The organism is Natronogracilivirga saccharolytica, from assembly GCF_017921895.1.
Taxonomy (GTDB): domain Bacteria; phylum Bacteroidota; class Rhodothermia; order Balneolales; family Natronogracilivirgulaceae; genus Natronogracilivirga; species Natronogracilivirga saccharolytica.
The window spans coordinates 153,193-165,884 of record NZ_JAFIDN010000007.1; the positions used below are offsets into that span (position 1 = coordinate 153,193).

The 12,692-nt window shown below is 53.5% G+C and carries 7 protein-coding genes and 1 pseudogene; 4 read left to right on the forward strand and 4 right to left on the reverse strand.

Annotated elements, in window-relative coordinates; all coding sequences use genetic code 11:
- Window positions 1–25 precede the first annotated feature (25 nt).
- Complete coding sequence (locus NATSA_RS10135) at window positions 26–2,071, forward strand: CocE/NonD family hydrolase (protein WP_210512250.1); 2,046 nt, start codon at window positions 26–28, stop codon at window positions 2,069–2,071.
- On the opposite strand, the gene NATSA_RS10140 is transcribed toward NATSA_RS10135, so the two are convergent.
- Window positions 2,049–2,426 carry a hypothetical protein gene (locus NATSA_RS10140; protein ID WP_210512257.1) on the reverse strand — a complete coding sequence of 126 codons (378 nt, stop codon included), beginning with the start codon at window positions 2,424–2,426 and terminating at the stop codon, window positions 2,049–2,051. The genes NATSA_RS10135 and NATSA_RS10140 overlap by 23 nt on opposite strands.
- On the reverse strand, window positions 2,423–4,813 hold the full coding sequence (locus NATSA_RS10145; protein WP_210512259.1) for a penicillin acylase family protein: 2,391 nt from the start codon (window positions 4,811–4,813) through the stop codon (window positions 2,423–2,425). The genes NATSA_RS10140 and NATSA_RS10145 overlap by 4 nt, the downstream gene beginning before the upstream one ends.
- Before the next feature lie 376 nt (window positions 4,814–5,189).
- On the opposite strand from NATSA_RS10145, the gene ggt reads away from it, so the two are divergent.
- Together ggt and NATSA_RS15780 are read left to right on the forward strand one after the other, a co-directional pair.
- A complete protein-coding gene (gene ggt / locus NATSA_RS10150; protein ID WP_246481792.1) occupies window positions 5,190–6,968 on the forward strand; it encodes a gamma-glutamyltransferase in 1,779 nt (592 codons plus the stop codon).
- Window positions 6,969–7,199: 231 nt separating this feature from the next.
- Window positions 7,200–7,484, forward strand: a pseudogene (locus NATSA_RS15780) (septal ring lytic transglycosylase RlpA family protein); the annotation flags it as partial.
- A gap of 241 nt (window positions 7,485–7,725) precedes the next feature.
- On the opposite strand, the gene NATSA_RS10160 reads toward NATSA_RS15780, so the two are convergent.
- The gene (locus tag NATSA_RS10160) at window positions 7,726–9,804 is read right to left on the reverse strand and encodes an acetate--CoA ligase family protein (protein WP_210512265.1); all 2,079 of its coding nucleotides are present in this window, start codon (window positions 9,802–9,804) and stop codon (window positions 7,726–7,728) included.
- A 183-nt stretch (window positions 9,805–9,987) separates the two neighbouring features.
- On the opposite strand from NATSA_RS10160, the gene NATSA_RS10165 reads away from it, so the two are divergent.
- Window positions 9,988–11,445, forward strand: a complete 1,458-nt coding sequence (locus tag NATSA_RS10165; RefSeq protein WP_246481784.1) for a M48 family metalloprotease — start codon at window positions 9,988–9,990, stop codon at window positions 11,443–11,445.
- Here the strand turns inward: NATSA_RS10165 and pcaF are convergent.
- A complete protein-coding gene (pcaF, locus tag NATSA_RS10170; RefSeq protein WP_210512269.1) occupies window positions 11,426–12,643 on the reverse strand; it encodes a 3-oxoadipyl-CoA thiolase in 1,218 nt (405 codons plus the stop codon). The two genes, NATSA_RS10165 and pcaF, sit on opposite strands and share 20 nt — an antisense overlap.
- Window positions 12,644–12,692: the final 49 nt, after the last annotated feature.

The window sequence follows — 12,692 nt, forward strand, 5'->3', positions numbered from 1 at the left end:
TTTAAAACCTTCAATATATGCTACCATGCCACATCCATTCCGCATACGACAAGACTACCCGTGGCAAATCACCACGATCGAAAATCTGTTCATCCCGTTGTCTGACGGTACAAAACTGGCAGCAAAAATCTGGCTCCCGGATCCCGGTCCCGATGATATAACAGCCTTCCCGGCCATCCTTGAATACATCCCGTATCGAAAACGGGACGTGGAGGCCTGGCAGGATTCAGTTGCGCATCCCTGGTTCGCCGGACACGGTTACGCTGCCGTGCGGGTCGATCTCAGGGGAAGCGGTGAGTCGGACGGCGTGCTGATGGATGAATATCTCCCGCAGGAGCAGGAGGACGGGCTTGAGGTACTCCGGTGGATTGCCGCCCAGAAATGGTGTGACGGCAATATCGGTATGATGGGAATTTCCTGGGGCGGTTTTAACGGATTGCAGATTGCAGCACTGCAGCCACCGGAACTGAAATGTGTCATCAGCCTGTGCTCCACGGATGATCGCTATGCCGATGATGTTCATTATATGGGCGGATGTCTCCTTGGGGATAATCTTTCCTGGGCTTCCATCATGTTCGCCTTCAACAGCTGTCCGCCCGATCCTGAACTGGTGGGAAAAAAATGGCGCGACATGTGGTTTAACCGGCTTGAAAACAGCGGACTCTGGCTGGAAACATGGCTGAAGCACCAGCGCCGCGACGATTACTGGAAACATGGATCGGTTTGTGAGGATTATGATGCGATAAAGGTGCCGGTCTACGCAATCAGCGGCTGGGCGGATGGCTACTCCAATGCGGTCAGCAGGATGATGGAGCACCTCAAAGTGCCCCGCAAGGGATTGATCGGTCCCTGGAGCCATAAATATCCCCACCTCGGAGTTCCGGGTCCGGCCATCGGTTTTCTCCAGGAAGCTCTGCGCTGGTGGGATCACTGGCTGAAGGGAAAGGATACGGGAATTATGGACGAACCTATGTACCGTGTATGGATGCAGGAAAGTGTGCCTCCATCCAATACGTACCAGCAGAAGCCGGGACGGTGGATTGCCGAACATTCCTGGCCGTCATCTCACATCACCATGAGCGGCTATGCATTATCCGACAGAAAATTGCACTGGTTTAAAGGAGAACCGAAAGTGCCCGAAGCCGCCGTGACCATCCAGTCGCCGCTCAGTGTGGGCCTTTTTGCCGGTAAATGGTGTTCGTACAACGCTCCTCCGGATCTTCCGAACGATCAACGGGAGGAGGACGGTGGATCGCTCGTCTATGAAAGTGCTCCGCTGACGGAACCGATGGAGATATTCGGGGCTCCTGTGATAGACCTGAATGTCAGTGTGAATGAGAAAGTTGCCCAGGTAGCTGTCCGGCTGTCGGATGTCGCCCCGGACGACAAGGCCACCCGCGTGACGTATGGCTTGCTGAATCTTACGCATCAGCGCAGCAATGAGCATCCTCAGTATCTGCAGCCGGGTAAAAAATACAGCTTCAGGGTTCAGCTCAACGATGTGGCCCAGCAGTTTCCCGTGGGACACCGGTTCCGGATCTCCTTGTCCACATCGTACTGGCCGCTGGCCTGGCCGCCGCCGAGACCGGTGAGAATGACCGTTTATGAAGGCGAGGCCATTCTCTACATGCCGGTCCGGCCTGCACGAAAAGAAGACTCTCAGCTGCCCGCTTTCGATGCACCCGAGGGGGCAGAACCGGTCGCCGTGAAGCAGATACAGCCGGCCAGGCACGACTGGGTTGTAAAGAGGCACCTGGCACATGACCTTTCCATGCTGGAGGTGCAGAATGACAGAGGATTGTTGAAAATCGAAGATATTGAACTGGAAATGGAAGATCGTGTTTTTGAGCGGTATTCTTACAAAACGGCCAACTTCAACTCCGTAAGAGGAGAGGTCAAGGCAAAGCGGGCATTTCGAAGAGGGGACTGGAGCGTGCATACCAATACCCGAACCGTACTGCGGTCTGATGACAAACACTTTTTCCTGCATGCGGAGCTGGATGCCTATGAGGATGATCTCAAGGTTTTTTCTCGGACATGGAACCGGATTATCCCCCGGGATTTTGTTTGAACAGGGAGGAGTGCTTGATCTGACCCGCACCCAGCGCCGCAATGGAGGCGGGCAGGGCACCGACAAGGAAGGTCACCGGAAACAACATCCATTCCGATGGCAGCTGGAAAAGGGTGCTGATTCTGGCCAGTAGTGCCGTTGAATGTGTTGCAGACAGGTAAAGTGCAAACAGCACCCAGAGAAGCCCGACAGCCAGAAATACAACAGCAGATGTTTGCCAGGGTTTCAGCTTGCTTATCCATCCTGCACCAATGCCGATGACCACCACAATCCACCATGGCAAAAATAATTGCAGTATCAGTGCAGACAAAAAGACAAGCACGAAAAGAGCCGTTGCGGAAGATCCCGGATTCATTGTGATTCGTTTGGTTTGAGAATGATTGTCGATGATGTGAGTTCGTCATCTTCGTTGACGGAGTGCCAGAAACGCAATTCCCGGAAGGTTCCGGATGACCAGTCATCAATCATTTTGTCGTAATCGGGATGTCCGGGCCTGCCCGGTTGTCCGCCCGGGTAGTGTCCGTAAGCGCGGATTTCAGGCCCGAGCTCAACGATCATCCGCCACGATGGAGCATGCCTGGAACCGACAGCATTGACGGCTTCTGCCGTGCCTCCTGTGATCACACGCTCCCGGCCGAATCCGGGCAGGTCAGCAAGATGACCGACGGAAAAATTGCGGTCGTAGCCATACTGCCACGATTCCGGATCATCTCCGTAATTATCAAAAAACTCGTCTGCCGCATTGTTGAAAGCAGCTTGAATGCTTCTGTCCACATCGGTCCGGAACACATCATGTTCTTCATCCAGCAGCAGGTGGTAAGTTACAGTACGATCCGGCCGCCTGATATAAATGTCATTGTTTTCATGTTCACTGAACAGGGGATTCCATAACTCATCGCGCATTTTTTGTTCCCACAAAGAGAAAAAATGGGCAACGGGACTGTCAGGACGAAAATGGTAATCCCACTCTTCGAGCAGGGCAATGATCGTATCGCGCCTGTCACCATAGTCATCGTTGTCAAGGCGGCGCAGCATGAAAGGAAGAATCTTGGCGGCATGCAGCGAAAGATCATCCATCAGCATCTCCTTGAAAAAGCCGGCTGTCATATCTTCGGCCTCGTCAAGCAAATTGTTGATGCGGACGCCGCGGGAGAAGTCGGCATAAAACCGGCCGAGAAAGTAGGGATAGCCGGAAGCAACAGGATTCTGATTTGCCGTGCTTACAAATCCCCGTTCGGGATTGGTGCTGCGCGGAAGATGTTCAAACGGAATGAACTCATTCCAGTCATATGCCGGATCACTGCCGTCGCTGATGTAGGATCCCTGGTCCCTGAACCGAACCGGAAACTGTCCGTAATGGCCGATGGAAATGTTTCCTTCACGGTCGGCATAGGTGAAATTCTGAGTGATATTGGTAAAATGCCGCATGGCATCCTCAAATTCCTGCTCATTCCGCGCCCGGTTGTAACCGTAAACAGCCTTCAGAATATTTCCCGGTTGGTGAGCCAGCCATTTTACAGCATGGCCTTTGGGATAACGTTCCGATGCGATGGTCTCATCAAAAGGTTGGGTGACCGGACCATGATGAGTATAAAGAACTGTGTCTTGCACTGTCTCAGCACCTCTGACCCGGATCTTTTCAATCCTCCGCTCAACAGGCTTCCACTCACCGTCGTGACGATACTCCCGGCGGCTCTCATCGCGAAATTCGATTTCATAAACATCAAGCACCTGCGACCCCGCATTGGTGATCCCCCATGCGATTAACTCGTTGAATCCGATGACAACCCCGGGTGCAGCCGGGGGAGCAACACCATAGACATTGATATTCTCGCTGTTCAGCTGTACTTCATGCCAGATCGAGGGAAGTGTGACACTAAGGTGCGGATCACTTGCCAGCATCGGGTATCCGCTTTGCGTTTTACTTCCGTCCACAGCCCAGGAATTGCTCCCAATACCAGATTGAGGCTCGTTTAAAGGAAGTTCATCCGTTATTCCGGGGACAAAGTCGTCATCCGGTTTTTGCGGGATAAGAGGGTCAAAATCCCACTCCTGGTCCGGCGGAATCATCGGATCAACCCACGGAAGCTCTTGCGGATAGAGCATATGGTATATATCCTCATCAAGCAGGGCCAGGGCATTGGTCTGGGCATGTGCGCGGGAGCCGGAGGTCAGGGTCTGGGATAGGTTCATCAGCATAAGCGCCGGATGCCGCTCGGTGAACCGGTCCGGTTCGGCATCCATGATTTTGTATTCAACCGGATAATCACGAGGATGCAGCTGATCTATCCAGGCATTGAAACCTTCGGTGTAAGCGCGGATTGCCGCAGCAATTTCCGGATCTTCCATCATGGAAGCGGCATTAACGTCGGCGCCATGGCCCATCCCAAGCCTCCTCTGCGCACGATCATACGAAACCGCCTGCTCACCGACAATCTCGGAGATCCGTCCCCCGGCGGCACGAGACTGAAAATCAACTTGCCAGAGCCGGTCTCTTGCAGTCACAAAACCCTGGGCGAAATAAAGGTCGTAATCATTACTGGCAAAAATGTGAGGAACACCACGGTCATCGTACCGGACCATCACCTCATCCTGAAGATGTGTATCTTTAATCACCAGATCCCTGATCCCCTCTGACTCCATGTTTTGCCAGAATCCGGTGTAGGGGCTGAAGAATGGTCCGGGCGGAGGGATGGTATCAATCCGGTGATGAAGAACACGGGTCAGCAAAATTGCAATCACAATTAACACAATGCCGTTGAATAGCCGGATATGCCGTGACTTCATATTGTATGAACAGATTATCAGGTATGTAATGGGTCGCAGCCGGATCAGGTTGAATAACCGCAGGAACCACCCTTCAGCCGCGCCAGCTGCATTGGTCATATCTTAAATGTAACAAAATGAATGCAGAATCCACGATTGCCGATTAGTTCTTTTTATGTATTTTTTTGAGGATGAATGTTCGAAAAGTCAGTTGGTTCTGCAGGTGGTTCTGTCAGGCAGGCAGTTCTGTCCTGAACAGAGAGCTCCGGAATCACTTAATAAAAGTATAAATAGCTACGTGAAAAAAAAGTCAGCATACTTCAACGTTTTTCCGCTTTTGATACTGGTGTTCATGCTCACCCTGTCCGCAGCCTGCGAACAGAAGGATCAGGATGCAGAAACCGTCGATTACGACCTGCCGGAACAGCCGGAAATTGCAACCGGATACACTTCCAACCCCGGATGGAAAACCTCTGAATTCGCCGTTGCGGCGGCGCACCCTCTGGCCGCGGATGCCGGATATCAGATTCTGAAAAACGGCGGTTCGGCCGTTGATGCCGCAATTGCCATTCAGCTGGTGCTGACACTCGTTGAACCTCAGTCGAGTGGAATCGGAGGCGGAGCATTCCTGCTGCACTGGGACGGACTCGAAGTTACCGCATTTAACGGACGTGAAACCGCTCCGGACGGTGCGAACCAGGAAATGTTTCTGGATGAAAACGGAGATCCGCTTCCTTTTACGGATGCTGTTCACAGCGGTCTTTCGGTCGGTGTACCTGGTACCCTGGCGATGCTCCGTGACGCCCACCGCAGGCACGGCAAGCTCGAATGGAAGGATTTGTTCGTGCCTGCCATCACACTGGCAGAGGAGGGGTTCCGGATCACACCACGGCTGTATCAGCAGGTTTCTGCTGATGAAAGGCTGGCTGATGATGAGATTGCCCGCAATTATTTTTTTGATGAAGAGGGGGAACCGCATCCGGTCGGACATACACTGAAAAATCCGGCGCTTGCCCGCATCCTCAACCGTATATCCGAAGAGGGAATTTCGGCGTTTTACCAGGGTGCCGTGGCGGATAACCTGGTGGAACGTGTCCGCCGGCATGACCGGCCCGGTACCATCAGAATTGGCGATATTACCCGCTATCCCGATCGCGAAACGGAAACAGAACCGCTTTGCAATCCATGGAGGGAGTACAGGGTGTGCGGATTTCCGCCGCCTTCCTCCGGTCATCTTGCTGTCATGCAGATTCTTGGAATCATGGAAAACCTGAATCCGCCTCCGGAACCCTTGCGGGCCGACACCATCCCCTCGGCCGAATGGCTGCACCAGTTCCTGGAGGCATCCAAACTGGCCTTTGCAGACCGCGGCCGCTATGTCGGCGATCCTGATTTTGTTCATGCTCCTGGTGATGACTGGCAAAGCATGCTTCAACCTGATTATCTGTCAGAGCGTGCATCACTCATTGGCTCTGAATCGATGGGTCAGGCGGAGCCGGGCGAACCGGGCGAGTTAGCCGAAATGTTCGGTGAGCACCCCGTCCAGCCCGATGCAGGAACAAGCCACATTAGTGTTATCGATCCTGACGGAAATGCTGTGTCCATGACCACGACTATTGAGCAGGCCTTTGGCAGCCGTGTGATGGCTGACGGGGGAACCGGGCTGAGAGGGGGCTATATGCTTAACAACGAGCTGACAGATTTTTCTTTTGAGCCAAAAGATGATGAAGGCCGGCTGATAGCCAACAGGGTGCAGCCCGGCAAACAACCGCGGTCGAGTATGAGCCCGACACTTGTTTTCGATTCCGGAAGCGGTGATCTGGTCGCAACGCTTGGCTCCCCGGGAGGCGCTGCTATTATCCATTACACGGCAAAAACCCTGGCCGGAATGCTGGGTTTCGGACTTGATGCACAGCAGGCGATTAACATGCCCAATTTTGCCAATTTTAACGGGCCGTCCGTGCTTGAGGAGGGAAGATTCCCCGAAGAGGTAATTCGTGATCTGGAGGATCAGGGCCATGAAATTTCAGAACGTTCGCTGACCAGTGGAATCCAGGCTGTTCAGCGCATTGAGCAGGGCTGGTTCGGCGGAGCAGATGGCCGCAGAGAAGGGGTAGTAATGGGTGAGTGAATGATTTTTCCCGGTAAATCCGTTGCATAATTACGTATTGGCTGTATTTTTAAAAACAATAACACCTGGCAGACACGAAATTATGCCGGCCGGGGCTTCAATACTGCTGAAATCATGATAAATAAACTGGGTTATTCGGTTGTGTTCGCAGTGGTGTTGCTTACTGCGTGGATGGTGTCATCATGCGCGTTTCCGGAGGCGGACCGGGAGGAGGTGCCGGAGGTGCTTCAGGAAGGCGTCGCCAGCTGGTACGGCCCTGGTTTTCATGGAAGGCGTACTTCAAACGGTGAAATTTATAATGAAAACGATACTACAGCCGCCCATCGCACCCTTCCGTTTGACACGGTAGTCCGGGTAGTAAATACGGAAAATGAAAAATCGGTAAAGGTCCGAATCAACGACCGCGGCCCATATGTCGGCGACCGGATCATCGACCTTTCCCGGGCTGCTGCACAGGAAATAGATATGCTTGATTCGGGTACGGCCAGAGTCAGACTGGAGCTGGTAGAAGCAGGCGGCGACATTCCGGATGACCTGGAGCAGGAGTTGTTCACCATTCAGCTGGCGGAATACAGCGGTCCGATGTACGCCGAGCGTTTTGCAGAAGATGTCGGCGGTGAAGCGCGGGTCGAGTACGTTGATATGTTTCAGCGCGGCAGGTACATGGTCTATCACGGCACCTATTACAGCATTCAAAGTGCCAGGGAAGACCTCGCATTGCTCCGGGAGCAGGGATACGACGGGCTGGTCAAGCAGATCAACTAGACCGGAGTGCCCCTCTGATGTCAATGGCGTAAGTTCCCTTGCCTTGCTCTAAAACATAGAGCGGATTCATCTCCATCTCCTGAATTTCCGGATGACCGGCTGCCAGGTTCCCCATTTTGATCAGAATATCCACCACGGCATCCATGTCCGCCGGAGGAAGATTTCTCCAGCCTTTCAGCTTTCTTCCGGCTATGGTAGAAGCGATCAGACGCCGGGCTTCACCTTCGTTCAGAGGTGCAATTGCTGTTTCAATATCCTTGTACAGCTCAACTTCAGTACCGCCGGTCCCGAAAACAATCAGCGGACCAAATTGCGGATCCTGCTTGATGCCGATAATCACTTCCTGTCCGCCTGTCAGCATCTTCTGAATTAGAACACCCTGCAATTCCGCACCGGCATCCGAAGCTGCTGCGGTTATCTCATTCCAGGCATTACGGACATCATCTTCATTATTCAGCCCCATTTTAATCCCGCCGACATCCGATTTATGCGTGAACTTTTCCGAAATCATTTTCATGACAACCGGATAACCGATTTTCTCTGAGAGGCCGACTGCCTCGTCAGCATCAGACGCTTTGTCCTGTTCGGGAAGCGGAATATCGTAGGCTCCGGCCAGAGCCTCCCACTGTTGCGATGCGGCAAGTTCGTCTGCGCCGGAGGGCTTTTGAGGTGTTTCCGTCATATCATCAAAGGCAGTTACCTGCTCTTCATTAATGAGGTCCAGCCAATCCTTCCGCTCAACCATGTACTGCAGAATGGCAGCTGTTCTTTCAGGGAACGGCACATTCGGAATACGCCGCTTGTTCAGAATTTCCAGCGCCTCTTTGGATGATTCCTTGCCCATAATGGAAGTGAGTACCGGCTTCCGGTGCAGTTTCGATGTTTCAGCAACCACTTCCGCCAGTCCGGACGGAAGAAACCAGTCCTGCGGGACCTGGATGACCACAACGGCATCGACCGTTTCGTCAGCAAGCAGGGCATCAAGGGCAAGCCCGTACACAGCCGGACCCGATCCTGCCAGAACATCCACCGGATTGTTGACACTTGCAGCCGCAGGCAGCCTCGTCTTCAGAAAGGATTTCGTCTCCTCCGTCAGCGGTGCAATCTCCATCCCGTTCTTTTCGATGGCGTCCACAGTCAGAATGGCGAGCCCGCCCGCGTTGGTAAGTACGGCCACCCGGTTGCCTTTCGGCAGCGGCTGCCAGGCAAGAGCACGGGCCGAATCAAACATCACCTCCATGTTTTCTGCCTTCAGGATACCCGCTTTGCGGAATGCCGCGTTGTAGGCATCATTGCTTCCGGACAAAGCGCCGGTATGCGATGACACGGCAAGTGCACCCTTGTCGCTTTGTCCGCCCTTCAGAATCATGAACGGTTTGCTGAGTGAAATTTCGGTGGCTTTTTGCAGGAACTTACGTCCGTCCGTGATCCCTTCGGCGTAAGCGGTGATAACTTTTGTTTCCCGGTGCTGACCGATCTCATCAATCATGTCGGTTTCGGTGATGTCCATCTGGTTGCCCAGACTTGCCATTCGTGAAAACCCGATCCCGGATCCGGCTGCCCAGTCTATCACGGCAACCACAAGAGCCCCGGATTGCGAAATGAATCCGATTTCCCCTTTTTCGGGCATGCCGATGATGAAGGTGGTGTTGAGCGGAGTGTGCGTATCGATCACACCGATACAGTTCGGCCCGATAACGCGGACGCCCAGCCTTTGTGCCGTCTCTTTCAGCTTTTCTTCCAGCATCCGGCCCTGTTCACCCGTCTCACTGAAACCGCCGCTCATGACGATGATATTCCGGATACCTTTTTCCCCGCACTTCTCCACTACACCGGGAACCGCCTTTGCCGGAATGATAACCAGTGCCAGATCAATGTCATCCGGCAGATCTTCGATGGATACGTGACAGGTCACTCCAAGAATCTCATTGTACGATTTGCTCACCGGGTGAATCGATCCCGGAAACTCGAATCGCAAAAGATTATTGATAACATCGTATCCAAGTTTGTTGGGATCTCCTGATGCACCAATGACGGCAATTTTCTGAGGCGTAAAGAACTTTTTCAGCATGATGACTTTAGTTGGATGACATGGTGAAGAATAATTGCGTCTGACTCCGGCCTGGAATCGGCAAAGCTGTTAAATTATATGAATCATCAACTTCCGGCAAGATTTCAGAAAGCGTATATTATGGTAAACCATAACGACAGGCAACTCCCTATGATCCGAATAATACGAAATTCCATAGTTTTTTTGACTATTATCCTGCTCGCAGGCGGGTGTACTATTCAGCGAAATCCGGTTTCCGGAAATAAACGGCTCATGGCCTACTCCTGGAATCAGGAAGTACAGATCGGACAGGAAGTCGACAAGGAGTTTACTGCCCAGTACGGGTTGTTCGATGACCACAATACAACCGAATTTGTGGACAAACTCGGTCACAAACTGCTTGAAGTCAGCCACATGAGACGAGAGGACACCGACCGGCAGTTTCGCGAAACCGAGTTCTATTTCCGGGTTCTGGACAGTCCTGTCGTTAACGCATTTGCCCTGCCCGGCGGATATGTCTATGTAACCAGGGGGTTGCTGGCACATCTCAACAATGAAGCGCAGCTGGCCGTGGTCGTCGGTCACGAAATCGGCCACGTTGCCGCCCGGCATGCCTCTCAAAGGGCGATGCGGCAGTCGCTGGGACAAATTGCCATCATTGGCGGGGCCGTACTTGGTCAGGAATTTCTGGGACTGCCCGGCGAAAGTATTCTCAACATGAGCAGCCAGGCCGCACAGCTTATTTTTCTCAGTTACGGTCGGGATGCCGAGCGGGAATCCGACCGGCTTGGAGTGGAGTACGCAGCCAAGGCAGGGTATGCCGCCGGTGAGGGCGCCGCATTTTTTACAAGCCTGAAACGTATTTCCGAAGAAGCCGGACACTCCATTCCTTCTTTCCTTTCAAGTCACCCCGATCCCGGCGAAAGGGAGAAAACGATTCCGGAGCTTGCCCGTGAATGGGCTGAAAAAGGGTATGAACAAACCGAAAAAAATGAAGAGCAATACATGGAACTGCTTGACGGAATGATTTTCGGTGAAAACCCGCGGGAAGGATTTTTGGACAATGACCGGTTCGTCCATCCGGAGCTGGCTTTTCAGTTTTCCGTTCCCGACAGATGGCGGCTTATCAATGAGCGACAGCAGGTAATCCTGGTCAGTTCATCCGAAAACGCGGTGATGATATTCCGGATTGACGGAGAGTCGGAATCTGCGCGGGAGTCGGTGGAAGGTGTCACGGCGCAGGAGGGGATCTCTGTGAACAGCAGCTCGGAAACCCGTAGCAGCGGACGATATACAGCCTATAAGGCAGATGCAACCATTGAGCAGGATCAGGAGGATTTACGTGCATTGATCTGGGCAGTTGAATATGACGACCGTATTTACCGCTTTATCAACTACACACCGGTGGGCTCCTTTGAGGAGTACGAATCTGCTTTTACAGCAGTTCCTGAATCATTTGATGAACTGACGGACCGGGATATACTCGATGTCCGCCCGGTTACACTGCAAGTCAGTCGCGCCGACAGGGACGGCCGGTTTGAGGACTTCCTGCCGGACGAGCTGCCGATGAATATTTCCGCCGAGCAGGTAGCAATCATCAACCAGGCAGAGCTGGATGAGCAAATCGAATCGGGCAGATTCCTTAAAATTCCTGTCCAGTAGCTTTCCCGATTGCCATGCTGATTCCCTGACCGACTCCTATGCACATGGTGCACAGTGCGTTTCGTGCATCTCCGGTCTGAAGCTGATGGAAGGCGGTGGTGATCAGCCTGGCACCGCTCATGCCTAACGGATGTCCGAGCGCGATCGCCCCGCCGCGGGGATTAATGCGCTCATCATTGTCAGAAAGCCCCATGGCCCTCGTACAGCCCAGAGCCTGCGCCGCAAAAGCTTCATTCAGTTCAATAATATCAAACCGGGCCAGGTTCATATCCAGCCTCCTGCACAACTTTTCTGTGGCAGGTACCGGCCCCATTCCCATAATGCGCGGCAGCACGCCCGCCGTGGCCATACCTGCAATGCGGGCGACAGGTTTCAGGCCGTATTTCCGGACAGCGTTTTCCGACGCAACAAGCAGCGCGGCGGCACCGTCATTCACACCCGATGCGTTGGCAGCCGTTATGGTCCCGTTTTTATGAACCACCGGTTTGAGCGATGCCAGCTTTTCCGGAGAAGACAACCGCGGATGCTCGTCCCTGCTTACGGTCACCGGGTCACCCTTGCGCCGGGGGATGATCACCGGCACAATTTCATCGGCCAGAAGGCCGTCATTTTGTGCTTCGGCCGTTTTTACCTGGCTCCAGTGGGCAAAAGCATCCTGATCCTCCCGGCTGATGCCATGCTCATCCGCGATATTTTCAGCTGTTTCCATCATCGACTCAGTCCCGTACAGCTCCTGCATCTTTTTGTTTACAAAGCGCCATCCGATCGTGGTATCCTGCATGCTCATTGAGCGTGAAAACGCAGTTTCTGCTTTGCCGACGACAAATGGCGACCGGGACATGCTTTCCACACCGCCTGCCACAACGAGGTCCGCCTCCCCGCATCTGACCACCCGTGCCGCTGCGCCGACAGCCTCCATTCCGGATCCGCAAAGACGGTTGACTGTGACTCCGGAGACGGTTTCCGGCAGGCCTGCGAGCAGCAGCGCCATCCTGGCTACATTCCGGTTGTCCTCACCGGCCTGATTGGCACAGCCCATAATCACATCACTGATATCATGCGGGTCAATTCCCGGGTTGCGGTCCATGATGGCCCTGATGGGTATGGCGGCCAGGTCATCGGCCCGGACAGAGGACAGGCTGCCGCCGTATTTGCCGACGGGTGTCCGGATGGCATCACAAATATACGCTTCGCTCATATCTTATACGTTTGGGATTCGGCAGAATTGGTGCGGGATGCTCCCGTTC